Here is a 25,008-nt window from a genome sequence, read left to right on the forward strand (position 1 = left end):
TACTTAACTAAATATACTTACCATTCAAAATCAGTGAAAAGCTTGTATATTAAGCTTTTTGAGTTTTAAGTTCCGCAATTGAGGTAAATTTACGTAACTTCTAAACCCAAGTTTTTATATTGTCAATGCGACTTTGCAAACTTGGTGATAGGTAGTTTACAGTTCAACTCCTCTTGACTTGGTTTTAGGTACAGCGGCAGCGACAGTTTCTCGTTGAGGGGAGGGTATGTGTTCAATCGGGGTATATTGCTGCCGAATTTCTTCCCCTCGCCATGCTTGTAAGTCGTTCATAATCTCTTTAAGTGGAACAAAATCAACGACTGTTTCCCCTTGCTTTTGTGCAACGGTAGCCTTGTAAGTCATAATCTTGAAGTACATCTCCCGCTGATCAGCAATTGGTAACTTGCCGTTATTCTCATTTATCCGTTGAAGAATCTCTTCATTACCCTGGTTCATTGCCTTTCCCCAGTCAGGGCTACCATGCTTGACCATGTTCGCCCATTCCTCAGCGATATATGGGTGAACTTTCACAGGCAGATCGCCAGCTGCTTGTATGACTCGTTCTTTGGGTGCAGCTGCGGCTGTGGGTGTAGATTGTTCATTACCAAAGATTTGTTCCAAGTTGAGTTTGCTGGCGTTTTGGGCAATAAACTTAATTTGGTTGATGTCGTAGTCAGAGATGTTCATCTTGCTGACCTCTTTAGTAATCCCAGCTTCGGTTTTAGTTAGGTCAAACCGGACAAGTTCCTGAGTACCTTTCTCTTCAGTAGTTTTAAATAATTGCAGGCTGGCTCGATTGTTTTCAAGGTCACGAGTCCGCTTGATGGTAAATTCACCTACTGTAAGTTCTTCCTTATCAGCCTGGATGAGGACGTTATTGAGGGTATGCAACATCTCGTTTTGTTTAAATACTTCCAGGGTTTTAATCGTGCCAGCGGGTGCAAGACTTCCCAAGCTATTTGCTACATCACGGATATCGGCATTGTTGAGGTCAGGGAGCTTGCCATTGTCGCCCAAGTACTCGGCTACTATCAGAAACTCCTGACGTTCAACAGGTAACATCTCCGTAGGTTTTTTCGTTATTTTGGGTTCCTCTTTTTTGTTGAGTTTAAAATCTATCAAGGAGTTTTCCCACCCAAAGAGTTCATCACTGCGGCGGTGAATGCTAACAGTGTCTCCCTCTTGGCGAATCACAAATGTATCGCTACGGTAAATACGCGACCCGTCTTGTTCAAGAGTGCCGTATTTTTTTAACATTGTCGTTGTGGTTTCAGCAATGTTTTTATTTTCCCTGTTGTAGCGTTCCTCCCGCGCTTGTTTATTATTAATTTGATAGATAGGTACTTCAACCTGACGCGCCCACTGCTGCGCTGCTGACTCTACACCTTGGGAGTTAGCTACTTCTTGATAGATAAATTCAGGTGCATATTTGTTTCGATTATTAGTTTCTAGCTCCTCTGGCTCTTGTGCAAAAAACTGATTGCGAGTTCCATTTTCATTTACCTCTTCTTCAGCTTTATTTTGAGGTTGGTAGTTACTAACAACTATCTCTCTGATTTGAAGAGTTTCTTTGGACTGTGCTATTTCTTCTTGAAGATTATTGACTACATCATCTTCAAAACTTTCATCTGCTTCTATTTCAACAGATGAGTTTATTACTTGAGTTATGGGCGAACTGTTTTCGCTGTTTTCATCTTGTAGTAACTTATTTATAGTTAGCTGACTATCATCTAACAGTGGATTTACTTCTATAGCATTGAAATTTTCATGATCAGATAATAACTCTTTTGTATCTTCAAAATTTTCAATAATTTCAGCAGATGGAGGTAGTAGCTTAATTAGTGGTTCACTTGCTACATCTATTATTTCATCTGGGGTAAGTATTTCAGTGACGAGATTAGTTGTACATTTACCTTCGCTATCTTGTTCATAGATAACGATTTGTTTTTCTGAACCCTCTGACTCCAGATAAGCTGTAATTTTCAGAGCGATCTCACCTGTTTGCTGATAATCATTATTTAAATTGGGTACATCTTCTACTAATCTGGCAGCAATTGTTTGTGCTTGATAGTCTGTAAAAGATTCAGTTTCTATTGTGTATTGACCTTCTATTAATACATCTGGCATGAACACAATATTAGTTTCTTGATTGCTTTTTATACTTTGGCTGGTTAAATCTACCTTTTCCCATTTATATGCACCAGGGGTAGATTCATCAGATACAAGATTGTAAATGTCTTTGCCAACTTCAACTGCAATTTTACTTGCTTCTTGAGCTTCTTTGAGTTTTTCGATAATTACTTTCGTTATCTTAGTAAGTGCATTGATGAGGGTTTTACTTAATTCCCGACTTGTTTTAATTGCAGTATCGGCTGTACTTAAATATGATTCATTAATTTGAGTGTGTCTGGAGTCAAACATATATTATTTCTAGTGAAAATAATCTATCAACTCAAACAGTCTGATTATGCTTTACAAAAACCAGTTGACCATCAAACTTAAAGTTTTTAGAAAAAGCTCTTGTATGCATCAACAGGTAACGGTGCATTGCCTGCTTGCACGGGTGCTTGTGGGATAGGAAACTTCCGATCTACTTCCTTGACTCGCAAATCTAAATCTTCCTGTGTGGGCTTTTTCTGGGTGCTTTTCCTAGCAAGCTCCTTAATGACTTTATCCCAGTTAGTATCGTTTTCTTGTTCGACTCCGATAATATATTTCGGGATTTTGATTTTTTTTAATATTGGTACTGAACCCTCATTTTTATTACTATAAGCTGGGTTAATAAATAGACATTTCCCAGGTGGTAATTTGAGGAATTGGGCAGGCTCGAATAGCTTCCGAGTCCGTTCTTGTTCGCTGATAGATGTGCTAGCCCTACCCCCTCCAGTTGAGCGAGATTTTTGTTTATATTTAATTTCCTCTTCACCCAAATACGCAGAAAATAGTCGTGCTGATTCTTCTTCACCAGGATTAAAAACAAATTTTGTACCGCACGCACCGAGGATAGCTTTAGAGATTTCTTTACCATAAATCTTTTCAAGCTGACCCATATTTTGCCAACCCAAGATACCGCAGAATCCTTCGGAACGAGATTCGTTAAGCCATTTAAATAAATCTGGAAGAAAGATACTTGGCAACTCGTCAAGACATACTACTAATGGCCCATCTTCCTTGCGTTTTTTGGCGATACTGCGGGAAACTACCATGTGGAGAATGCTGGTCATCAGGGGGCTGACAGCATCGCGGCGTTCGCGGTCTAACCCGAAGATAATCATCTGTTTGCGTTTTACCTCCAGGGGAAGGGTTGTTTTACCGACAAAGCATCCCAATGTACCCCTTGCCATGAACCGGGTGAACATCAATGAAGCGCTACCAGCAATACCCGCCACGGTTTTTTCGGAGCCAGCCGAACTAAATAATTGACCAAAAGCTATCTTAATCCAGGGGTTTAGTGCTGCTGCCATCAAGCGTTCGACCATCTTCTCGCTGGAAAGTATTGCCGCAGCCGTCATAATATCAGCGCGATCGCCAAACTCTTTAGTTAGCATTAAAATAGCCTGTGTCAACTGGTCGCCCGCAGGGCCAAAGAATGCATCCTCAGACGCATTACCTAACAGGCGGAAGTTCTTGTTAATTACTGTAGCTAACTGCCGTGCGGTTTCAGCATCAGAGGAATCGCGCAAGAAATCGATGGGATTACATACCTCCGATTCGGCGAATCCTGGTGCAAATATGTGTACGTCATACCCCTTTGATTTGGCATAACTGGCGATTTTGGCTTGACTAGCATACTTAAAGTCGTATAGTACGATACCAAAACCTTGGTCAATTGCTGAGTAAATCATCGGGTTGATAGCCGAGAATGATTTACCGCTACCAGGTGCGCCAATTACAGCAGTTCCGCGTTGGACATCGGGTACATAAACTGGTACTCCCCCGCTCCCCTTGGGTGAGTTTTGACCCTTGTATCTATGTACTCCGATATACAGACTGGCACTATCACACTTAGGAGCTAAGATTTGCTTCAAGGCTTTTTTCTTAGCTTGGGCAGTTTCCTTTGCTCCACCCCAATAGCTAGTAGCAAGCTTGCCTTTTTTACCATTACTAAAAAGCTGTAAAAGCAACAATAAGCCAATTCCCCCTGCAAGTAGTAAACCTTGAGGTGACATGAGCTTATCTGTATATTTACTAAAGTCAAGATTGCTATTTTTATGAGCAGCTTTTACTTCTCTAACAGTCTTAGTTTTAGCAGTTGCAAACAGATAATTATTCATATTAATCTGTGTTAATTTTGCATGAGATAATTGAAGAAATATGCGATGAAGTGAAGTTGCATATTTCTCCATTAGTTGTGTGTAATGTCTTCTCCAAGTCAAAAGTTAAAGAGAATAAATTCTTCTCTGATTACCTTTTTACTTGTTACTTTTTAGGTACAGTGAGGGGTGTACCAAGGATAATTGGGTCTATCTCGCGGTAGGTGAAGAAGGGAACAGGGCCAATGAAGTAGGGCGAGCAGCCCAAGTCAACCCATCCCCGCTTGCAAATACGGAAGAACATCGCGGTGGTGATACTGCCGTCAGCTTCGTTAATGTCCCAGATGACTTGTTTAAATGATTTCCCAAAGGGATGACGACCTGTGGGTTCTTTCCCACCGTTGAGGCTGCCCAAGATGCCGAATCCGCCTTTAACGTTTTGGTCTTTACCGGACATCCATTGTGCGCCAACGATAGTCTCACTGCCCGAAACTTCGATATGACCACACTTTTTCTCGCACGGGACATTAAACCCAGCTTGATAGCTACCGCTTATTGACTTCCAGCGTCCGCTTTCAAGCGAACCGAGGGGTAAGTCTACTTTGCCGATAAAGCTAACATCGGGGATGGGAACACTGGGGAACTGATCAAACGGTACATCAGCCAATCCTGGAACCTTACTAATTGTTGTGTTTTGCCAGTTAGTGAAGTCCTTTAGCTGTGCATCCTGAATACCGGGGATGCTGGTTAGTTTATACTTATCGAGTTTGACGTACTTACCGAGTTCCACTTCTCCCAGTTCGGGATAATTGTCTAGCACTTCACCAACAGTTTGGTAGCTTGCGGTGCTGCCTGTAACTTTGGTCACTAGTTCTTGAATTGGTGGGATGGCTCCCACTTCTGAATCTTCAAGCTTGGGAATTGCTTCGGCGAGGTCTTCAAGTGTTTGCCACTTTAGTGTCTCAAAATCTGACAGTTTAAGATTTTTGAGGTTAATTCCCGTGATGGTGGCGATATCTTCAAGCGTGAAATCTTCAATATTGAACTCAGTTGCTTCAAAATCACCCAGTTCCATGACTTCAGAAAGGCTTTGTCCTGCGCTCCAGGCGCGTGTCTCCTTCATACCAGGGTTTTTGATATTAGGGAATTCGACGCTGCCAGCACCGCCAAATTTCATATTTTTGAATGTGATACTGCTCCAGTCAGGAGTAGGTGCGCCGTTGACGTATTTAGTTGCGACGGGTTGTGGCTGTTTGGTTTGTTTTGTTTTATCTATCGAAGTGTTCAAATTTGAATACTTCGATGGAACTGTTAGAGCTACTGCTTTCTCACCGAATAGGAGACTGCCGATATTGTAGCTACCTCCAAACCGGATTAACCCATGTAGGGCAAGTCCTGCAATAAGTCCTGCTACCATCAGGTAGCGTAAATTATTAAATTTTTCCATCCGATACTCAAGCGCTCGGTTGGTTTTTTTGTGAGTGGTTTCCTGACTTGCATCTCTCACTGGTACTATCGCAGTTACCTCGGTTGTGATATCTAAAATTTGGTTGTTGGAGGTCAAATTTTCGTTATACATCACTGGTTATTTAAAAATTATTGATTCAAGAGAAAGTTTGTTTTACCTGTATTTGGTGTTATGGGAGGGTTATTGCGCTGTGGCGGTATTTCTAAAAAGCGCTTTCCACCTAGCACCATGAGTTTTTCAACCAACTGCATTGATACTCCGGTGGTGCTGGCGGCGACAACAAGTTCCTCTCCTTGCGATCGCAACTCAACAAGTTGATTGAGGCGTTTCCAAAGCTTGCTGTCTGTAGTAACCCACTGATTTTTTAGGGCAACTTGCATTCCTTTAGCGATATGTCTGCTATCAGATAATGCGGTGTAACTAACCTTTGGTTTTACTTCTTCAGGTTTGCTGGGAGTATCGCTAATAATTTCAATTTGGCTGTACTCTGGTGTGCCACTGCCCGCTACAATCTGAAAGTGATAGCTTTTCCTTGTTGACCCAGATTCGGTAATTACTGTCATGTGCCCCCCGTAAGAAGCTTGTGGTAAACCGGGGATTTTGACTGTTTCGATGCGGCGAATGTGAATTAGTCCTGCGCCCGTACTGTTTCCAGAACACTTACCTAAACCTTCAAGACATCCGTCTACATCAAAAACAAACCTAGATGGGTCATCCAGCCAGATTTTCTTGATGACTTCTCTGGTGTTGTAGAACGATATTGATACCCCATGTCCAGGCCAGACCTTAACTGTCTGCAATTGGGCATTCTCCCCTGACACCTGGGACGCTGCAACTTGACGGATAGTACTTGCCAGTACAAGTTGGTTTGGTGCAAACACGGAGGTGATGGTGAAGCACCCGCTAAAGGCGATCGCCCAGGGCATTATTAAACTAAAGTTGGCTATATCTCTTAATTTCACAGCTTGATTGACCTATCGACTTTGATTGTGATTTTGGTGTCTTTAGGCACATACCAGACATTGGGACGGCGGTTGATTTCGTCGGTGGCACGTTCTGTCCGCTTGCTGACTGTTTCGCCAAGTTTGCCAAAGGCACCTTCAAGGAAAGCAGCTCCCAGGTTGCGGTTGTTATTGCGGCTGCGGGTTCTTGTCCCACCTAAAGGCAAATCTTCTGTGACTTCTTCATCCGCCTGGTTGATAATTTCCCCTACCTTGGCAATACCAGCTATTGTTCCTAAAGTGGTATCGTATTTGGCAATTTCAGATCCCTTGTTGTCGTATGGTCTGGCGGCTAGGGGGGAACCTGCCTCTCCCAGGACTGATATCGTTCCGGGTGATAGTGGGTATTCGGTTCCGTCTTTGAGGATGGCCGTGACTTCGGCACGCACGCCTGATGTGCTATCAACCGAAATCATAGCGATAGTTACCTGCGTTCCTGCTGGAATGGCTATTTCGCCAGTATTGCTGTAAAGCGGCTCGTTCAACTGGGCGACAAACCGTAACGTATTTGTCTGCTCTTGGGAACGACCGTTATTGTTGATTTGGGGCATCACGAGCGGAGTTACGAGGGTTGCACTTGCAAACGAACCGACAACTAGATACTGTGGTTGTGTTTCTTGAAGTATCTGTGCTTCTTCTGGCAGGTAGTTATTTGCAACTCGTTCGACTTGCCGAGGGAGATTGTTTTCTTTATTACCAGCAAAACTGGATTCTACGGTTTTTTCTTTGCCAAGTTCTGAGCTAGTTTGTGGTTCTTTTACCGAGAAACTATAAATAACTGGTACGGCTTGATTGTTCTCTTCGTCATCAGTATTACTATACTCTGGAGTACTGTCGTTTGTGGTTACAGGTTCCCAGCGCGGGCGCAGTTCTTCAATTTGACTGGGAGTGTTGGCAACTGTTTCGGTATTCTCGCTGCGGCGGTTACGGCGACGACGGGAGCGACTGGTATTTTGTTCTGCTGGGCGTAATGTTTCTTCAGTTTTAGCTGTAACTTCTTCTGCTGTTGTGCTTGTAGGTTCACTGACAGTGGTACTGGCTAACATATAATCAACCTGACCAACCGAACCCAGGCTACGTAGGCGTTCGAGTTCGGCTATTGGGTCTTTGGCGACACTCTGGTTGCTAGCAACTATTTGTTTGGCAAATTTTGGCAGAGGAGCGCTAGGACGCAGGGGTGGTATTGGCTGTGAGGCGACTTCTCTACGTCTTGGTCTAACAGTTTCGGGTGCTTCTTCTCGGTATACACGTCTTCTGGAAGTAGGGGGAGTTTCTTGAGCGACTACCCTTCGTTGTCGAGTAGAACGTGTTTTCTCTTTGTTTTTGGATTGTTCTTCTTCAGTACCTTCCTTTTTTTCTTCTTTGTCTTCTGTCTTGCCTTTACCGTTTAGTGCATCAAGTTCTTCCTGTTGCTTGGCAAGGGCAAGCTTGGCATAAACATCCCCATCTTTTTTCTCAGATGCGGCAACCGTGGGAGTGGGGGTAGAGGTTACTTCTGGTTTTTTGGCATTTTTACCACCCCCATTCATCATGCCGTTGAGGACAACAAATATAACTAGGAACCCAGCACCGAATGCACCACCAATAATTCCTAATCTTGACCAGGGAGATGTGACAAAATCGTGTTTAGTTTGTATTAATGCGGGGTCTTCTACTTCCAGTTCATCTTCTTCAGCTACCTCATATTGTGAACCCTCCAGTTCATGTTCTAAAGGTTTTATATCTTTACTCTTAATTGGTAAAAGACTATCTACGGAAGATAATTTATGCTTATTTGAAGCCTCATCTTGTAGCTGTAACATATTTTGGCATCTAATTACTAATTATTTTCTTTTTTGCCGAGATTATAATCAACAATTTGAGTAATTTCTAAACCTGGCTCTCGTACTAAATAAATTTTTTTATCAAGTTCAGTTGGCTTGGCTGGTAACTTGGGAGTATCGATAGCTTCGACAGTAATTGTTTTGTTAAAGGCGATTCCTTTGCCTTGATTTTCATTTCTATCAAAGCTTACAAGCGTGCCGATATAATCAACCTCCCACTTTCCATCCTTGATTTTTCTGGGTTCAGAGATATGGCGGGTGACGAGTGAGACTTGAACTTCACCGTTAAATACACCATTTGGGACAATTTCTGCTAATTTTTTGAGGAAGTTTCCCCGAAAATCTTGATTTTCAGATAGTGCAAATGCAGCTTCCCAAGCTCTAGTCGGAATTCTTTTTCTACTATTTTTTGTTGTTTGAACATCTATTCCTTTATCAGGTTTGGTAACGTTTTCGCCATTCTCTGTTGCTTCGATTATTCCGTTCCAACCGAACATTTTAATCATGCTATCTGAGATAAAGCGTTTGATAGTTTCATCTTCGCGTTCGTTGGGAGCAGCAAATTTACCAGGTGAAATAGAGCCATCTTGGAGTTGAACAATCGTCATGCCTTTGACATGACGATTTGTGCTAGAACTCATGCCAATATTTACAATTTGCAATAGGATAGATAAAATAGTTCCTCCTGCTGTTATGGTGATTGCCATTGCAATAGGTGTAGAGGTAGATTGACCATAACTGAGAAGGCGGGCTGGTTGAGATTTAGACTTAGGTTTAAGCATATATTTGCGATTTAGGAAATTCACTAGTAAATTGACATACTAATAAAACAAACTGATGTGCTTTTTGCCAAACTATCAAATATTGAAATGTCTTAGCTGACTCTTGAATTCTGACTCCTGAATTCTGACTCCTGAATTCTGACTCCTGAATTCTGACTAATTACTTTTTAACTTTGATTTTGGAACTAACAAATTTGGTGGCATTGACAGCAACCGTAGCAGTTGTACTTGCTCCACCAGTAGCGATTCCTGCTGCAATTTCAGAGCCAAATGCTACTGTTTTACCTAATCCTGTCCAAACAGCTATTCCACCACCTGCGGCTAATGCAGATGAAAGGATAGGAGAAACCAACCCAACAAAAAGGAGAAATATCATCGGTTGATTTTGTTCGGAATTAGCAATAAGTTGTCCGCACAAACCAATAATCATGTTGAAGCAAAGTTTTGCCATTCCAACGGTGAAATAACCAGTTAGCCAAGCGAAAATAGGTTTCGCGCCAAAGGGGAGTAGTGAACCGCCTATTGCCAACGGGCCAAGTAGGGCAGTTAAAAGCATCGTGAATTCGATACCCCACTGGTAGGCGTTATTTAGGGCGAGGAGGATGACTGCGACAAATCCGGTAATCATCGAGCCGATTGTACTGGTGATAGAATTACCAATCTTTTCGGCAATTTGACCGGGGGAGAGGTCGTCGAGCGCATCTTTGGCATCAGATAAAGCCTGAAGTGGGTTAAACTCCCAACTACCGCTATCGGGGGCTTCTCCTTTGAATAGATCGGGCGCAGAGGTTTTGAGTTCTGCTTCTGCTTGTTGCAAGCAGGTGATTGAATCTTGCGTGTTACCAGGGATTGAGCGGCATCTTTCCATTGCCGCCCCTACTTGCTGCTGGAGGGCAATATTGCCAACTGCGCGATTGAATGCTACTTCTAGGTTGGCTCCGGCAGCGGTAAATTCAAGAATGTCATTATTGACAGTATTAATGTATCCCCGGATGGCGAGTGTTCCACTTCTGAGTAAAGTGCCATTGTTAGCTAGTAGCCCGATAACCAGGATGGGCCATATCCAACTGGAGAGAGCTTTCATATCTTCTTGATTTATCCAGTTTTTGCCTAACTCAACCATAAAAAGGGTGAGTGTGGCGATCGCAAAAAACTGACCAACTTTGCACATCGAGCCATACAAGCTACCGTTGAGGGTTTCTTGCCAAAGTTCATTGAAACCTTCTGCTACTAGTTGCGCTCCAGCGGCGGCATTTTCTAAAATGTCTTGCCCAAAAAATGGGTCGGTTGCAATTATGAGGTGTTCTAACATGGCACTTGATTAACAGGCGTGAAGGTTTGGTCATCTCTGCAATTGAGATGACCAATTGATTAGGGTGAATTATTCACCTGCTGTAGTTTTGAGACTGCTAAACCCGCTGATTTCGATATACTGGGCGCTAATACCGTCCATCATCAGGTTTTGACGACGGCGATCGCTTGCCCCTTGTTTGGCAAGTTGAGATAGCATTAGGTTCGTTTGCTGGACATCGTGCCGTGCTTGCAGTCCGTCGGTGCGGGATTGCCCCAACATTGAGATAATTTGCGAGTTTTGGGCAGCAATTACCTTGAGGATGTTTTGTGAAGCATCCATTGATTGTGCAGATTCCGCAAGTTCTTTGGCCTCAGCTACAGTTTGTTCAGTTGCTTCTATTTCATTTTTGGTACGTTCCTGACCGATTTCCCCTAAGACGCTGGCGATCGTGGCGCGGGTGGTTTCTCTCTCCAGTTCGTTAGCTGCACCTACAGCACCTTCAACTGTATTACTTTCATTCCAGTTACCCTTGCTCTTGAGTTGCTCTTTGAGCTTTTCGGCTGAATTTACTGGGTCTGGCATATCCATACTGCCAGTCTGAATAGCAGTTTTAGCTTCGCTTTTCATTCCACCCCATTCATTAGCTGCTGCGGTGAGTTCGTTTTTGGTTTCTTCAAAATAGTTATTGAATTTGCCTAAAACCTTGAAAAAATCGTCAATTGAAAAAGCATAACTGGGTGCTGTACCGAGTAAAGTAACCAGACCAATGATTGACCCGATTATTGCCCCTTTCTTAGTAAATTTGAACTTTTGTTTCATACTTTTTGTGGATAAAATAACCAATGTGGCAATTAAAGTTAAGCCACTTTTTTATGATTTATTGATTCTTCTTTTTCCCAGTCCAGATTATTTGTTAGTTTGCCTTATATAATTTATGCTGACTTTAATTGCTTATTGTTATTGTTATCCAGTAATTGTTGTGCTTCTTGGCTTAACTCATCCCCCCGAAGCATTTGTATGTATACCTCAGAAAATCTCACCATACCCAGCATTGGATTATCGGCATATTTATTGAGGAAGAGAGTGCGTAATTCTTGCTCATTCGGGTTATTTGCTACTGCTGCAAGTAAGCAATAAGCAGGGTAATACCTACAGAAAGTAAGTTTGCCATTATCGTCAAGTAACCACTGTGAGTAGATACTTTCGCTTTTTGGAAAGAATGCTTCGGTACTATTGCGTGAGATAATTTCATAAGGATATTTAAATCTGTTAACAAATGGGTCAACAGCTGATGTTTGAATCCGCCCGATAAGGCGGGTAGTGATGTTAGCAAATATCTTGGAAGCAGACTTACTTTGGAAAATACTTTCTGGTTCTTGGGCAGATAAAATTACACGTATACCTGCTTTCGCACCGTTGGCGCAGAGTCTACCAATTAGCTCGGCTATGCTATCAAAACTGAATAAAATCGGCGCTTCGTCTAAGAAAAATATTGATACTTTGGATGATAAAGCTCTACGTAATGCTGCGGAATAAGCGCTAAGGGCAAGGACTGCGGCATCCGCTTCACTCCCAAGCGATCGCAATGCAAATACTAGTAGTCGGGCATCAGTTTTAAAGCTAGATGGATTGGCGATTGATTGTCCAACTCGTGAGTTCAGCCAAAACTTTAATCGCAATCTGATTTGGTCAAGAGCATCAAGAATTTCTTTACTATTATTGGTGATTGAATCAAGTTTGATAAACCCAGGCGAACAATAATTATAGAAATCTTTAAGTGTGGGAATATCTGCCCATTCAGGTGTTCCCAATCCATTTTCTAATGCTAGCTTGTACCGAAGTTTGATATCTTCATCGTTGTAAAAAGTTTCAATTGTGATTGTAATAATACTTTCGATATTTGATATCATTGTGGGACTTACCCCTACAGGGTTTGTCCCTAGTACCATTATCATTAATGTTGATTTCAGGAATTCCTTGAAATCGGTCATCCTTTCCTTAATAACTTCCGGCTCATACCCCCTTAAATCAGGTAATTCAAATAGATTGTTCGACTCTTTACTAATATCGAAATATGCCCCTTCTTCTCCCATAAATTTGGTATAGTCAGTAAACGTACTAGTACCATCGGGTTTGGGATAATCAAGTGCAATTACGGGAATGCCTTGAGCCAAAGCAGGTGTTAATAGACCTGCTACTAAGACAGATTTACCTGCACGGGTAGTACCAAAAATAGCGAGATTTTTGTGCTGCTTGTACAAGTCGAGATGTACTGGGGTTCCTCCCTCTTCAGCAATTAGCTCAAACCCGCATTTATCTCCCGTAGCCGTTCTAACTATCGGCATGAGTCCGGGAACTTCTGATGAGAAATAGGGGAGGCGACGGTTAAAGGGTCTTGTGAGTAGATTTTCCCAGACAATAGGTACACATTGTAACCATGTTTTCCAGGCATACTCAATTTCTCTATCAACTACAGCAGGTCGTAAGAAGCAGCTAGAAAGGTATTGGCAAGCTTCATCGAGTTTTTGACGACTGTGACGATGAACACAAAAAACAACGGCAGTATGGATGGGCAAACTGCCTCTGAGGATGGTTTCTTGTGCCTTAACTGCCTCCTCGATGTTCATATTGGCTTTTACGTCAATTGACCCTTTCTCAGAAGACATCGCGCTGGAGGTAATTGACTGTTTGGTAATTCGTTGAAGGGCAGTTTTGGCGAGTCCCTGGTTAGCTTTAGATAGCTGGCAGATAATCTCAGTATCGGAGATTTTTTCTTTGGATATTACCTCCCAGAGGTATCGAAGCTGGGCGTATTCGTCTACCCACCCTTGGGGCTTTTCGCTAAATTGCAGGACACCGATATACTTGTCTTGTAGTCTTACCCAGCTGCGATCGAGAAACGGGACAGATTTCTCATTCTCCAGCATCAGGTGGCGAATATGGAAATCGCTGGTTTGAACTTCTCGAAGCCCCTCTTCATCTAATATGACAGGATTGGGAACTTTGGGTGCGTCGCTACGGTTAAATTGACTCCAAAGAATCGACCATACTTCCTCACTTGTGACTGCTCGTACTGAAAGCCCCATTGAGTTAGTAAAAAGTTGTTCCCACCGTTGAAACCCAGAGGTAAAACTATCCCGTAAGATTGTTTCGATTCGTTCTTGCCGAACACCGTGGATTTGACCAGTAAATTGGAACCAGGCGTTCTGCAACTGTTTGATAGTTTTTTCAATCGCATCATTTGAGCGACTGTCTTCAGAAGCCAGGATACTATAGGTACACCAGAAACGTAAAAACTTATTTTTACGGGTTCCCGCTTCAGTGAGTTCTCTCGCTCGCAGACGTTCTGATCGCACTAATAAAGTTAATTGCTCTAAATCGCATTTATCCTCTATCTTTTTTAGTTCCTGCTGCCGGAGAAAATCATCAGTGAACGAACCAAGATGAATTGTTAAGGTTTCGCGTTCGGGAAGTTCTTTGAGTCCGCCCTCAATATTTTCAAAAATGGGGAGAATCTGTTCTTCGGGTAAAGACGGGTGAATTCCCTGTACGTCGAAGCAAAACTTAATTTGAATATCTTCTTTTTTCTGGAGGATGAGTGCGCCGATATCTCTACGACCAGCAAGCGAGATACTTGCAATCCCGGCTAAATGGGTAATATCCTCAAACGGTGTCAGGTTTTTGACAACACCTAATTGTTCGGTGTCGAGAGATTTTTTACCAATTTTGTGCTTTATTTTCGTTGAGGTGGTCGAACTCATAGCCTGTAGTTTTGTTCGCTGGTATTAATTCAGAAGCTTTATCTGCGTTTTTTCAGCTGGCGCTTTTTCTTGGGTTGAGGTTGTAGAGGATTAACGAGGGAGACAAAAGGTTTGTAACCACGCGTGATGCGGGGTGTGCCGACAAACTTACCGAAAAAGGCTTTGTTAGAACTTACTGTCCACCAGGTTGCCCATCCCCAGGCGGTTACAATTCCGGTTGCAAGCCAAGAAGCTTGCATAAAACCCTTGACTACCATGTAGGAGATGAGAGCGATCGCACTCCAGGGAACAATTTGGTCGGCAGGGAATGGCCCGAGGCGTGGCTGGTCTCCTAATACGCGGTTGACAGTACGAAATTCCCGTTCTCTGCCCATTATTACGAAAGACAAAAGTCAGTTTTTGAAATTTTGATGAGTGGCACTTGTGGAATTGTGCCACTCGTGGTGGCTTTTTTGAATACTTGGTATCAGCCTGTTACCAGTCCTGCAAGCAAGTCTCCGACTACAACTGTGAGGGCAACGATAATTGGTGTACGGGCGATTGTTTGCCAATCCTCGTCGTTTCTGGCTGATTGAACGACCCGGATCAGACCAATACCAAGGTAAATTAAGAACAAACCGCGCAGTACTGCGAATACGTATTTAATGATGTCTGCGTCAACACCTGTAAAATACTCTGTGAAAAAGTCCTCTGCGTTTTGCATAAACTGGGCGTTTGCGGGTGCAGCGGCCATATCCAACATAAATATTACACCTACTAAGCAGAACAAGACGGTATAGATATTGATGCCATACTTGCGCTGCCATTTCTCGAAGTTGGAAAGTAGCAAGTTTGCTTCCTTGGGTAGTAACGCTACAATGCCAGTTCCAAAGGCCAGCGATGCCATTACCATGTGATGAATCGAGATATCTGCAATCATTAAGCCAGTACCAACTGCCATTAGTCCGGCGATGCTGGCGTTTTCTTTCCAGTTGCGACGGCGACGGGTGGGAGCGGGGTATCCGTATTCTTCGTAGGAAGGAATGCGATCTGCGCTTCGCAGCAGCGCTTCGCTATCGCGGTCATTGCTAAAATTAGATTCGTAGTCTGTTCTCATAAAAAAAGTAGATGATTTGGTAAATTACTGGATGAAACTTTGTAGGGGTAATTACGACTGAATTACTGCTTTATTCTGTTGGCGGAGTCTGCCCCTAGTACATAGTTTGGATTGGAGTAAATCTCTGCTCCAACTTCTCGCTTGTAAACCTATTTTATGAGACTAATATCCGTAAAAGCATCTAAAAATTTTCCATTTTTAAACACTATGTTTTTCAGTAAATCATTAGTAAAAAATTAGAAAATTTTGATTGACAGCTTTCAACATTTAAATCAGTGGTTTATTTCATAATGTTTGACCCCCGATATAGTCTATATCGGGGGTCAGTAATTGATATGTGAGGTAGTGTAATTACGGTGGCTTACCGTTAATTTACCCAGTGAAATAAATTGTCCGTCAACTAATTCTGCGTTTGATTTGGGTTGAAGTCGAGATGGAGCTTCTTGCCTACTTTGAGGTTGAGGGTTTTGGTACTGTTAGCAGGTAGTTCAATAACTTGGTTAACAGGATAGATGGAATCATACTTAGGACAGGTTTTTGTTTTGCAGGGGGGAGCCGCCTCTACGATTGATTTAATAACTCCATCTTGGAGAAATATCATATCTAAAGGAATATACGTATCCTGCATCCAAAGTTTAACTTTTTCAGGTTTGTTAAGGACAAATAACATTCCGTGATTTTCGGGAATCGAGTCACGGAATTTGAGTCCGTGGGCATATTCTTTTCTATCGTCTGCTAGTTCGAGTTGAACTATCTGATTATTACTGGTAAAGGTTGCACCAATAGGTAGATACTGGGGCTGGCGAGTCCAAAAGTATAGTGGTAGGGGTGAGAGGGCAGCAGTAAAACCAGCAATTGGCCCAACGATATTGAGAATTTTGAAAAATAGACTTTTTTCTGGATTTTGTGCTTGTTTCGTTTGAATGTTGGTTTGAGCGGTTTGTCTTGTAACTTCCATAGTTTTAGATAAATAAAGTACTAGAGTGGTTATAAATGGCAAGCATTATGATCTGTTGAAATGTTTTGGCTACATTTGCTTTTGTTCAAACATGATGAAACTTTGAATTGATTTATGATATTTACAAAGAAGTAGTCATAACTCAGAACTCAGGAGCGGAGCCGGAGACGCTCCGCCTCTGATCAGAATTCAGGAGAAAGCTTGCGTAAGGCTTGAGGATTTTGTACGAATGATTCTTAACTGTTGGTTTAAAGCCTTATCAGAGTTGTTAAGCAAAACAAAAAAGTTTTTTTAACCACCAGCGCGAAACTCCTTCCTTTATGGCTGGAGTTCTTCTGACTCCTGAATTCTGTATTCTGGCTCCTTTCATTAGCTAAAAATCTCGATGTTACCAACAGCAAACTTGCTTTCATCGAGGGGACTACTAGGTAAAGCTTGTTGGTCAGCTTTGTTACGCATCGACTCGACTTTATCGGCTTCGCGGATGGCAAGCGGGTTAATCTGGCGGCGTTCTTCTAGTAATGCCTCGATTGTTAGTTCGAGTGCGGGGAGTTTGCTTGATGCGTAGGTATCTTCTATTACTGTTTCGCAGAATATGGTACTAGCGGCGCGTTCTACAATTGTCTGGATTTCTGCACCTACACACCGATTGGTGGCTTTAAGAATTCTGCGCCACTGTTCCTCGCTCCAGGGGTCGCCGCCATTGCGAAAACGTTCGTCAAATCGGGCAGCGTGCAGTTTGAAGATACTATATCTTTCCCCATTATTGGGCAGGTCTACCTTAAATAAATAGTCAAACCGTCCAGCACGGGTGAGTTCGGGTGGCAGCCATTCCATGCGGTTGACTGACGCGATGACTAGTACATCTGACGTGCGCTCTTGCATCCACGTCAACAGCTGACCAGCAAGCCGTTTGGCGAGGTCATCATCCCCAGCGAAGCCTTTATCAAAGTCGTCGAAGTACAAAATTACTTGATTGAGCCTATCTGCCAGTCGCAACAAGCGTTTAAGCTTCATTTCTGCTTGGTTGCCAAAACTTCTAAAGTTGCCCCAATCGACCATGATAAGAGGAATACCCATATTCTGGGAACAGGCTTTTGCTGAGTGTGATTTTCCCGTCCCCGGTGGGCCCACAAGCATAATCCCTTTGGGTACACGCAGATTATATTGTTTGGCACGCGGGGTAAGCAATCGCTTGAATTTTTTGAATGACTGCTGCATAATTTCCAATCCTCCAAGCTGGACTTTTGGCGGAGGTAAGAATTCAATGTCATACAAGCGGTTGAGCAGTTGAATTTTTTTTGATAGCAGAAGCTTGGCTATCTCACTGGAATTTCCTAAATCATGATTTTTACTAATATCGTTTAGGCAATACATAATATCAGAAATATACAAACCAACACTAGCGTTAGCAATTTCTAAATAGTCTTGATCTGTATATGTTAAAGAAAAAATCTTGCTTTTGATTAAACTATCAATAATTTCTTGTGCATCTGGTAGTTCTTGACTCCATAGGGGAATTTCTGCCGCTATTTCGCTTGCTATTTCCGCGTTTGCTCCTAGTAAGATAGTAGTTTTACCACTATCTTTGGTATGAAATTTGATATTTATTAACGATGACTTAATCCATTCTGATATAAAAATAAAATCAGATTCTTTAGGTATGCTTTCTTTTATCCAAGGAAAAATATTTTCAACGATTAATACTCCGCTACCAGAATAAAACTTCCAAAAATTGAGTACTTGAAAATAGTCTTCTTTATTTTGTTTTATCGAAGGTTTATAGTCGTCAAACTCTCGAAGAACCAGATTTTCTTCGGCGCTTACGGCTAGTTCTTTAATACTATCCTCGCTAAGACTCCAGATGTAGGCTTTTTTGCCTGCTTGCTGACAGTAAGTAGTGATTCGGGTGAGGAGGCGGTGACGTTCTTGGAGGGGAGATTCGCAGGCGACGATTGGATAGTTGTCCGCAAGAAGGTCTTCTAGATAGTCAAAGCTAGACTTCATCTCAGTTGTTTGTAGCGTACTCAGAAGTAATCTTATCCAGAAGAGATGCTGTACGAGAACTGAGAATTTTCTAATTCTTGCGTCCATAAATTAGAAAAAAGTTGGTTGATTTTCAGTATTTTGTTGATTGTGTAATCGCGTTGTGAATTTAGATAATTGCAGTATGAAGAGTTAGTGTAAGTATGGCAAAGACACCAGAATATCCAATTGTTGTTATCCCAGAGTTAGTTAAAGAAAAAAAACAGTTTACCCCTTTAGTTTTTCCTTCTGGACAGGGAGATGCACCAATCGGGGCAAGTGAGGGGCTGTTTGAAAATGTTCTCAAACACTATTTTGGTGAAATTGTTTCTCCCCAGCAGGTGATGCTTCCTCCAGGGCATCGACTACCATTTACGGCTGATTTTCTTATTATTGAACCAAATACTGGCTTACACATAGATTTGGAGGTTGATGAGCCAATTTCGTTTGCAACTCTTAAGCCTACCCACTGTATCGGCGAGGATGATTACCGAAACAAGTGTTTTGTCGATGCAAACTGGCTTGTCATTCGGTTTGCAGAGGAACAAGTCTCGTCTCAACCAGAACGCTGCGCTCGATTTATTGCTGGTGCGATCGCTCAACTAACGGGTAATGATACTTATCGGCAGAAGCTACTTCATGTAGAGAAAGTTACTCCTATGCGTCAGTGGTCTGCACGTCAAGCTTCCAAATTAAAGAAGAGTGATTACCGCCAAGGCTATCTTGTCCAAAGGAAGAACTAAGGATGTGATATTCTATATAACAATATTAGTGAGAGCGATTAGCATTCTGGCTCAACTTAGATTTCTGCAATGCTTTAGCTACTAAAAATAAATTAAAATCCTTATTTATGCTTTAGTTTAGTTGAGAAAAAATCTGGCTTTCAAATACAAATTAATTCCCCAATCAAATTCGCCGCTCGCTCTCCATATTTTTTCTTAACAGCACTGCTATATGGCAATTTAGCTTCGCTCAAAAAGTCGCGGATAAATAGAGAAAAGTTAAATCCTCTCTTCGAGTCAACATATTCTACTAGTTCAATATTAAATAATGCTTTGAATTCGTCTTCTCTTTGTTTGAGCGCTGAATATTTAGTTAAGTTGTTTGAAGAGAAGATTGGGCTGACTGTCTCATTAAACAGTTTTTCCATTAAGCGATCGCTCATATTTTTCTCTACACTTCTTTCCTAAGTTTTACTTCAACAGAACTTCAAGTTGTGTAACTGTGCTTTGAACTAAAAAATAAGAAAACTTCTAAACCATAAACAGAGCAAGAGGCAATGTAATTTCGTACTTGAGCGCCAATAATGACATAAAACTTTGCATCTATGCTCTCTTAAAAATAACCGCAAGCTAACTTAAAATCTACTGCCCACTCCTATTGTCCAGTAATACCTTAATCTAAATCTATTATCCATAATCCATTATCCCACTTCCAACCCCAAGAATTCATATTATGACGTTCAAGTTCTGACATATTGGTATAAGTTTTCAAAGATTTATCTTCTACATAAATGATACCCGGCTCGTTTATCTCTGAGCCAATACCAACATTGGCTGATTCATCGTACTTAACAATTAGGTTTAATCCGTTTGATAAGCGTTGGATTGTTGACATAATTTACTACTGTTTATCTAACTCAACCGTTTCTTCAGATATGGTTGCATTTGCTCCATTCTAAGGGAACAGGTAAGTTTTTTGGTATCATCACCGGGGCGAATGCACTGCAACCGACATTTAGAACAACGCCAGCCCACAGATTGTTTGACTTCCAGAGCGATATTTGACCAGTTTTCTGGATAATGTGACTGGTATTTAGAAGGCATTTCTTGATTCTCAAAATGCGTAGCGATTTAATTACCAGTTCTTGGATTACGATTAATCTACTACAAATGGAGTTCAACATAGTTAGGGGTGTACTATGTGGTTTTGGGAAAAGGAATCGGTTGAGTACGAGGTATTTAAGAAATATGAAGGAGCGCTGATAACTATCGGTGTGAATTTTGCCGATGCCGAAGTCCAAGATGCACTTGAAGGTTGTTCGTATGATTTAGAAGATGCGTTGCGAAGTGCAATCGAATATGCGCTGTGGTTGAGTGAGCATGAGAAAGAGATTTTCCCCAATGCCTTATTAATTCGTGCGTTACAAGATAATTGGAAGCCTAAAGCATGGCGTGATGAATATTTAGAAAGGGAGATGTTCTCTTCACCTGGGCAACGGTGGTGGAATGCCTCAGAAAAAATGTGGGGACGCGATGTGCGAAATCAATTGGTTGTTGATGTATTTTCTGACGAAGGTGGAGAATTTATCAAATTCAGCAACGGTAAAGAGATCCTAGTAAAAACTGCATGGGTATTGGGATGGGAACGATTGCTTGAATATGCCAGCCCAATATCTGTTTATCGATAATGGCTATCCGGGAATGCTCAATGTCAAATCGCCAATAATTCCCGCAAGTAGTAACCTGGGATGATGGGATCGATGTCCCAGAGGAATCGATCGCAATCTCAGTCAATCAACGGCGAGGCGCGATCGCATTTTTTACCCGCCGCATTCTTTTGGGAACTATATAAACGTCACCCAAAATTCATAAGTAGGGTAATTTCGTTTAGGGACTTCCAAAAAATATTTAATAAAGTACAAGCATATAGTTGTGTATAGCGAGATGAACTTCACCCCACACTGGCAACAAATCCGACAAAGTTATCCAGAAGCACACGCATCTCTACAATGGGCAGCTGGTGGAATTTATCAGCAATCTAAGGAGACTGTGCCTATACCGCCAATTGATGAAGTTGATTTAAGTCCGGGGCTTGAACTTGGGTTTCTGAGAAGCGATAATGGCAAGGTAGGTTTTTCTGATCCAGCAGTTCGGCACGACTACTTAGTTCGTTATGCTGTGAATTTAGTAATAGCGGCTTGGGACGAACTTGAAAATTTTGCCAGTTTGTTTTATGAGATATACAGGTGCAGTATTCGCATAAATGTTGGTAGTCAAATCGGAGTTGCTGTATTGCTTGTACTTAACTCTGAATATAAAAAAGATTTAGTGGGTCGTGTAGCAGAAGTAGCCAGACTAGAAACATCAAGAGAAAAACGAGATAAATCAAGAGAGAAGATTTACGAATTTTTCTGCGATGCACTTCCAGAACTTGACCTTAAACTTGAATCTCTAGTGGATGTGTTTGAACTAATATTTCAAACCAATGCTGGATATAAGATATACTCAATTGTTGAGAATTTGGCTGCTCATTCTCAAAGCAATGCTGATTTTATATACAACAAGTTTGTAGTAGCTCAAGAGCCGCGTATAGTTTCGCTAGCTTTTTATGCTCTTCGAGGACTTGCCAAATTCAACCCTGACGAAGCCCATCGTCGCGCTCTTGTTTTGACAAATTCAGAACAATCAATACTTCGGCAGATAGGTATTGCTTTCCTGGGTGAGTTTAGTTACGAAACTAGCTAGCAAGCAATCTGATCTACTGCAAGCCACTTTGGATAGATTCAATAGTTTCAAAGAAAAATTCAACGTAGAGACTGACCTTGTATTACTACAAGCCTACGGCAATTTAGCAAATAAATCAGATGAAGCAGCAGCAATCCTAGTTGAATTTGCATCAAGTCAGAACCATGTTGTCCGGGAACAGTTGAGCAATATATTGTTTCAGAAAGCGAGTGAAGCCTACAGCTGCTCGTGGTACAAAGAAGTACTTCTTCATTTAGTGCAGATACCTTCTTTCTCTACAGAAATGTTGGATAGCTTAGACTATTGTATCAACTACTGTTTAAAAAATGATCCCAAGACTGCCCTTCAACTAGTTGAGTTCATAGCATTAAGTTGGGATTATAGTTCTGGAGAACAAGCATCACTACCAAAAATTATTGATAGCACTTTTATTGAGCTACATAATAACCATCTCAACGCACTCAATAGTACAATCACACGCTGGTTTGCATCTCATAATAAACAATTGCACCTTGCTGGAAGTGATGTAATTCGTTTCTTTAATTCAATTCCAGTACATGAAAGTGATGACGATACAACGAAACTTGTTCACAAAAAAACAGCAAAAAATCGCCGTTCAATAACGCTCAATAAAGAAGTACTTGATACCCTTGATGATCAAACAGTTGTCTGGGTGCTGTATAGGCTTGCAGGTTACATAACAGATATTGCTTCTCTTCCTGCACTTCTATTATCAGCACTAAACCGGGAAATATATTCGCTTAATATTGCTAGCTTGATAGTGGAATTCTTCAGTGAGTACGTACTTTATAATCACCCCCATGACGCTGGCGATTACCTCAAAAGCAGGATGAAAGATGATGATGTGACAGAAGCTGAACTGAATGTAATTCAGGAGGTATTAAATCGTTCTGAAGCTTATTTCGATGCGCGGCAAAAACTACCCTATCTCAAGGAACTCAAACCTTCTTCACAGCGAACGTATCTTCTGCAATTAGCCAAGTGGAAGCAGCAAGATTTAATAATGAAAAAAGCAGACCAAAATTCAGTATTCGCAAGTATATCACCAATGGTAAAACTCAAGTATGGTCACGCTATTGCCTCTGAGCGGGATGGTGATTTTACAGAACCATCTCATATGGCTACTTTCTCCTATGAAGCAGAATTTCCACAAGGAGAATTTATCAACCCCCTTGGACAATTTAGTATGCGGTTTCAATGGCAGAATGTCGGGTTAAACAATACGAAAAACAGTACAGAAGATGAAATCACAGGGGAGACTACTGTATGAAGTTGGTTATCCGTGAATATCTCAGTATGCTCAAAGAATCAGGCGAGATAGATGCGCTACTCGCCGACCTTCTATTGATGATGGGAATTGATTTATTAAGTCGTCCTGCTGTTGGTTCACGCCAATTTGGTGTTGATATTCCTGCTGTTGGTGTTGACCCTAAAGATAATAAACAGAAACTATTTTTATTCACTGTGAAAGAGGGAGATATTACTCGCAGCAGTTGGGATACTGGCAAAAATGCTGTGCGTCCGTCGCTCAACGAAATACTTGACTCATACCTGCGTAACCGTATTAGACCAGAACACGAGGCGCTACCAAAAAAAATTATTCTTGCTACTGGGGGTGAAATAAAGCAGGATGTTGAGCCTGACTGGATAAATTTTATCCATAGGAACACTGGGACTGATCCAAAATATGGCGAGATTGAGTTTGAGTTTTGGGGTGGTGACCAATTAGCTTTGCTTATTGAACGTTATTTCCTTGATGAGTACCTATTTCCAGAGTCCGCCCAAAAGCATCTGCGTAAGACGATTGCACTTGCCGACCAAAATGAAGATGAACCGCGTTTCTTTTATGAACTTATCGAGGAGACACTTTTTAAAAAAGACTTGCCAAAAGAGAAAAGTAACAGTGCGGTGCGTGAGCGCCAAAAAGCACTTTGTCAATTTAATCTGAGTCTCAATATTGTTTTCTATTGGTGTCAAGAAGCTGATAATCTTCGACCTGCATTACTCTGTGCCGAACGTGCCATTCTCCGTACTTGGGACTGGATGCGTCAAAATGAACTTTTTGATTGCAAGAAAACAGCGAAAAAATTTGACCAACTATTCTTAACTTACCTCAAAGTAACTGAAGCATACGCCACCAAGCTCAAACCACATTGTTTTGTTAGAGATGGGTTGTTTGGGTATGGTGCTGATGAACTGGAGTATCCTCTTCGCACTTTTGAAGTCATTGGTATTCTTGGCACACTGGGAATAGCGTTGAATAATTTATTCGCAATTACCACTGATGAGCAGCAGCGTGAGACTTATCAGGGACAGATGCAAGCGGTTGCACAGATGCTTGCTGCTCTAATTGAGAACAATCCTTCGGCACTGACACCTCGATATGACAACCATGCTATCGACATTGCTTTGGGGCTTTTAACACTATCTGTAGCTGGGTACAGAAATCAAGCTGCTTATTGGCTTATAGAACTCAGCCATAGTATTGTATTGGCTTACAGGATTGGTAAATACTTCCCTATTGCCTCTGATAGTTATGATGACCTTGTAGCTATGGAGGTGGGTCAAGCTCCACCAAAAGAAGAGTTGATGCACGCTTCCACACTTTTGCCCATGCTAGCTGGTTGGTATGCCGTGTTGAATCTTGCTAATGATTATAGAGCTTTCCAAGAAGCTGTTGCTCGAACTTTTACAAGCACTAATCTTCAGCTTTGGTTTCCAGACAAAGATACAGATAACTATTTGTACAGTACTAATGCAGGTTATGCCAGTGGGTTTAATTTCCACCCGTTTCGATTGCCACAGACATTAGATGAGCTTAAAACTTACATTATTCGTATTCACGAAAAATATCAAACTTACACAGACCTTTCCTGTCTTAGATGGCAGTTGCCTGTAATAGCCTTGATTGCAAGTCGCCACTTCCGAACCCCCATTATTCCCGCATATTGGCAGGGAAATGTCTGTAACCCACAACAGAACGATCACGACATCAGCACAGATGGGGCTGAGAAGAAGCAACTTCCCCCTGATTAGCGATTTATTGTAGGCGAAAACTA

At 41.7% G+C, this 25,008-nt stretch carries 21 protein-coding genes and 1 pseudogene; 5 read left to right on the forward strand and 17 right to left on the reverse strand.

The window, feature by feature from the left end; all coding sequences use genetic code 11:
• Positions 1-156 precede the first annotated feature (156 nt).
• The 14 genes and pseudogenes from RMZ41_RS11355 to RMZ41_RS11420 form a co-directional block, all read right to left on the reverse strand.
• The gene (locus tag RMZ41_RS11355; RefSeq protein ID WP_322641961.1) at positions 157-2,421 is read right to left on the reverse strand and encodes a hypothetical protein; all 2,265 of its coding nucleotides are present in this window, start codon (positions 2,419-2,421) and stop codon (positions 157-159) included.
• Between the two features lie 86 nt (positions 2,422-2,507).
• Positions 2,508-4,274, reverse strand: coding sequence for a type IV secretory system conjugative DNA transfer family protein (locus RMZ41_RS11360; RefSeq protein WP_322641960.1), 1,767 nt, complete (start codon positions 4,272-4,274; stop codon positions 2,508-2,510).
• 145 nt (positions 4,275-4,419) lie between these two features.
• The gene (locus tag RMZ41_RS11365; RefSeq protein ID WP_322641959.1) at positions 4,420-5,832 is read right to left on the reverse strand and encodes a hypothetical protein; all 1,413 of its coding nucleotides are present in this window, start codon (positions 5,830-5,832) and stop codon (positions 4,420-4,422) included.
• Between the two features lie 17 nt (positions 5,833-5,849).
• Complete coding sequence (locus RMZ41_RS11370) at positions 5,850-6,683, reverse strand: hypothetical protein (RefSeq protein WP_322641958.1); 834 nt, start codon at positions 6,681-6,683, stop codon at positions 5,850-5,852.
• Positions 6,680-8,524: a TrbI/VirB10 family protein gene (locus RMZ41_RS11375; protein WP_322641957.1), complete on the reverse strand. Its 1,845-nt coding sequence runs from the start codon at positions 8,522-8,524 to the stop codon at positions 6,680-6,682. The genes RMZ41_RS11370 and RMZ41_RS11375 overlap by 4 nt, the downstream gene beginning before the upstream one ends.
• 17 nt (positions 8,525-8,541) lie before the next feature.
• Complete coding sequence (locus tag RMZ41_RS11380) at positions 8,542-9,327, reverse strand: hypothetical protein (RefSeq protein WP_322641956.1); 786 nt, start codon at positions 9,325-9,327, stop codon at positions 8,542-8,544.
• Positions 9,326-9,436: pseudogene (locus RMZ41_RS11385) on the reverse strand (four helix bundle protein); the annotation flags it as partial. The pseudogene RMZ41_RS11385 and the gene RMZ41_RS11380, both read right to left, overlap by 2 nt.
• A 51-nt stretch (positions 9,437-9,487) precedes the next feature.
• The gene (locus RMZ41_RS11390) at positions 9,488-10,639 is read right to left on the reverse strand and encodes a hypothetical protein (protein WP_322641955.1); all 1,152 of its coding nucleotides are present in this window, start codon (positions 10,637-10,639) and stop codon (positions 9,488-9,490) included.
• A 69-nt stretch (positions 10,640-10,708) separates the two neighbouring features.
• The gene (locus RMZ41_RS11395; RefSeq protein WP_322641954.1) at positions 10,709-11,440 is read right to left on the reverse strand and encodes a hypothetical protein; all 732 of its coding nucleotides are present in this window, start codon (positions 11,438-11,440) and stop codon (positions 10,709-10,711) included.
• Positions 11,441-11,553: 113 nt separating this feature from the next.
• Positions 11,554-14,382 (reverse strand): hypothetical protein, encoded by a 2,829-nt coding sequence (locus RMZ41_RS11400; RefSeq protein WP_322734497.1) that lies wholly within the window; start codon positions 14,380-14,382, stop codon positions 11,554-11,556.
• Between the two features lie 38 nt (positions 14,383-14,420).
• A complete protein-coding gene (locus tag RMZ41_RS11405; RefSeq protein ID WP_104899401.1) occupies positions 14,421-14,756 on the reverse strand; it encodes a hypothetical protein in 336 nt (111 codons plus the stop codon).
• Positions 14,757-14,848: 92 nt separating this feature from the next.
• Positions 14,849-15,478, reverse strand: coding sequence for a hypothetical protein (locus tag RMZ41_RS11410; protein ID WP_322642114.1), 630 nt, complete (start codon positions 15,476-15,478; stop codon positions 14,849-14,851).
• A gap of 400 nt (positions 15,479-15,878) precedes the next feature.
• A complete protein-coding gene (locus RMZ41_RS11415; protein WP_221704832.1) occupies positions 15,879-16,436 on the reverse strand; it encodes a DUF192 domain-containing protein in 558 nt (185 codons plus the stop codon).
• Positions 16,437-16,805: 369 nt separating this feature from the next.
• Positions 16,806-18,443 carry an ATP-binding protein gene (locus RMZ41_RS11420; protein ID WP_322642113.1) on the reverse strand — a complete coding sequence of 546 codons (1,638 nt, stop codon included), beginning with the start codon at positions 18,441-18,443 and terminating at the stop codon, positions 16,806-16,808.
• A 182-nt stretch (positions 18,444-18,625) separates the two neighbouring features.
• Here RMZ41_RS11420 and RMZ41_RS11425 point away from each other — a divergent pair, with 182 nt between their 5' ends.
• Positions 18,626-19,204, forward strand: a complete 579-nt coding sequence (locus RMZ41_RS11425) for a hypothetical protein (protein ID WP_322642112.1) — start codon at positions 18,626-18,628, stop codon at positions 19,202-19,204.
• A gap of 140 nt (positions 19,205-19,344) precedes the next feature.
• On the opposite strand, the gene RMZ41_RS11430 is transcribed toward RMZ41_RS11425, so the two are convergent.
• The 3 genes from RMZ41_RS11430 to RMZ41_RS11440 form a co-directional block, all read right to left on the reverse strand.
• Complete coding sequence (locus tag RMZ41_RS11430) at positions 19,345-19,626, reverse strand: hypothetical protein (RefSeq protein ID WP_322642111.1); 282 nt, start codon at positions 19,624-19,626, stop codon at positions 19,345-19,347.
• Between the two features lie 230 nt (positions 19,627-19,856).
• On the reverse strand, positions 19,857-20,078 hold the full coding sequence (locus RMZ41_RS11435; protein WP_104899406.1) for a hypothetical protein: 222 nt from the start codon (positions 20,076-20,078) through the stop codon (positions 19,857-19,859).
• A 17-nt stretch (positions 20,079-20,095) separates the two neighbouring features.
• Positions 20,096-20,287, reverse strand: coding sequence for a hypothetical protein (locus RMZ41_RS11440; RefSeq protein ID WP_229490100.1), 192 nt, complete (start codon positions 20,285-20,287; stop codon positions 20,096-20,098).
• 95 nt (positions 20,288-20,382) lie between these two features.
• Between RMZ41_RS11440 and RMZ41_RS11445 the strand changes: the two genes are divergently transcribed.
• From RMZ41_RS11445 to RMZ41_RS11460, 4 genes are all read left to right on the forward strand, one after another.
• Positions 20,383-20,871 (forward strand): hypothetical protein, encoded by a 489-nt coding sequence (locus tag RMZ41_RS11445; protein ID WP_322642110.1) that lies wholly within the window; start codon positions 20,383-20,385, stop codon positions 20,869-20,871.
• A gap of 256 nt (positions 20,872-21,127) precedes the next feature.
• Positions 21,128-21,928, forward strand: a complete 801-nt coding sequence (locus RMZ41_RS11450) for a hypothetical protein (RefSeq protein ID WP_322642109.1) — start codon at positions 21,128-21,130, stop codon at positions 21,926-21,928.
• Positions 21,903-23,219, forward strand: coding sequence for a hypothetical protein (locus RMZ41_RS11455; RefSeq protein ID WP_322642108.1), 1,317 nt, complete (start codon positions 21,903-21,905; stop codon positions 23,217-23,219). Before RMZ41_RS11450 ends, RMZ41_RS11455 begins: the two co-directional genes overlap by 26 nt.
• On the forward strand, positions 23,216-24,985 hold the full coding sequence (locus RMZ41_RS11460) for a hypothetical protein (RefSeq protein ID WP_322642107.1): 1,770 nt from the start codon (positions 23,216-23,218) through the stop codon (positions 24,983-24,985). Before RMZ41_RS11455 ends, RMZ41_RS11460 begins: the two co-directional genes overlap by 4 nt.
• Positions 24,986-25,008: the final 23 nt, after the last annotated feature.

This window comes from Nostoc sp. DedVER02, assembly GCF_034530675.2.
Taxonomy (GTDB): domain Bacteria; phylum Cyanobacteriota; class Cyanobacteriia; order Cyanobacteriales; family Nostocaceae; genus Nostoc.

What these genes read in the sequence shown, in the direction of transcription:
- RMZ41_RS11355 (WP_322641961.1), bottom strand. Translation starts at nt 2,421, where the DNA reads ATGTTTGACTCCAGACACACTCAAATTAATGAATCATATTTAAGTACA.
- RMZ41_RS11360 (WP_322641960.1), bottom strand. Translation starts at nt 4,274, where the DNA reads ATGAATAATTATCTGTTTGCAACTGCTAAAACTAAGACTGTTAGAGAA.
- RMZ41_RS11365 (WP_322641959.1), bottom strand. Translation starts at nt 5,832, where the DNA reads ATGTATAACGAAAATTTGACCTCCAACAACCAAATTTTAGATATCACA.
- RMZ41_RS11375 (WP_322641957.1), bottom strand. Translation starts at nt 8,524, where the DNA reads ATGTTACAGCTACAAGATGAGGCTTCAAATAAGCATAAATTATCTTCC.
- RMZ41_RS11380 (WP_322641956.1), bottom strand. Translation starts at nt 9,327, where the DNA reads ATGCTTAAACCTAAGTCTAAATCTCAACCAGCCCGCCTTCTCAGTTAT.
- RMZ41_RS11390 (WP_322641955.1), bottom strand. Translation starts at nt 10,639, where the DNA reads ATGTTAGAACACCTCATAATTGCAACCGACCCATTTTTTGGGCAAGAC.
- RMZ41_RS11395 (WP_322641954.1), bottom strand. Translation starts at nt 11,440, where the DNA reads ATGAAACAAAAGTTCAAATTTACTAAGAAAGGGGCAATAATCGGGTCA.
- RMZ41_RS11400 (WP_322734497.1), bottom strand. Translation starts at nt 14,382, where the DNA reads ATGAGTTCGACCACCTCAACGAAAATAAAGCACAAAATTGGTAAAAAA.
- RMZ41_RS11405 (WP_104899401.1), bottom strand. Translation starts at nt 14,756, where the DNA reads ATGGGCAGAGAACGGGAATTTCGTACTGTCAACCGCGTATTAGGAGAC.
- RMZ41_RS11410 (WP_322642114.1), bottom strand. Translation starts at nt 15,478, where the DNA reads ATGAGAACAGACTACGAATCTAATTTTAGCAATGACCGCGATAGCGAA.
- RMZ41_RS11415 (WP_221704832.1), bottom strand. Translation starts at nt 16,436, where the DNA reads ATGGAAGTTACAAGACAAACCGCTCAAACCAACATTCAAACGAAACAA.
- RMZ41_RS11420 (WP_322642113.1), bottom strand. Translation starts at nt 18,443, where the DNA reads ATGAAGTCTAGCTTTGACTATCTAGAAGACCTTCTTGCGGACAACTAT.
- RMZ41_RS11425 (WP_322642112.1), top strand. Translation starts at nt 18,626, where the DNA reads ATGGCAAAGACACCAGAATATCCAATTGTTGTTATCCCAGAGTTAGTT.
- RMZ41_RS11430 (WP_322642111.1), bottom strand. Translation starts at nt 19,626, where the DNA reads ATGAGCGATCGCTTAATGGAAAAACTGTTTAATGAGACAGTCAGCCCA.
- RMZ41_RS11435 (WP_104899406.1), bottom strand. Translation starts at nt 20,078, where the DNA reads ATGTCAACAATCCAACGCTTATCAAACGGATTAAACCTAATTGTTAAG.
- RMZ41_RS11440 (WP_229490100.1), bottom strand. Translation starts at nt 20,287, where the DNA reads ATGCCTTCTAAATACCAGTCACATTATCCAGAAAACTGGTCAAATATC.
- RMZ41_RS11445 (WP_322642110.1), top strand. Translation starts at nt 20,383, where the DNA reads ATGTGGTTTTGGGAAAAGGAATCGGTTGAGTACGAGGTATTTAAGAAA.
- RMZ41_RS11450 (WP_322642109.1), top strand. Translation starts at nt 21,128, where the DNA reads ATGAACTTCACCCCACACTGGCAACAAATCCGACAAAGTTATCCAGAA.
- RMZ41_RS11460 (WP_322642107.1), top strand. Translation starts at nt 23,216, where the DNA reads ATGAAGTTGGTTATCCGTGAATATCTCAGTATGCTCAAAGAATCAGGC.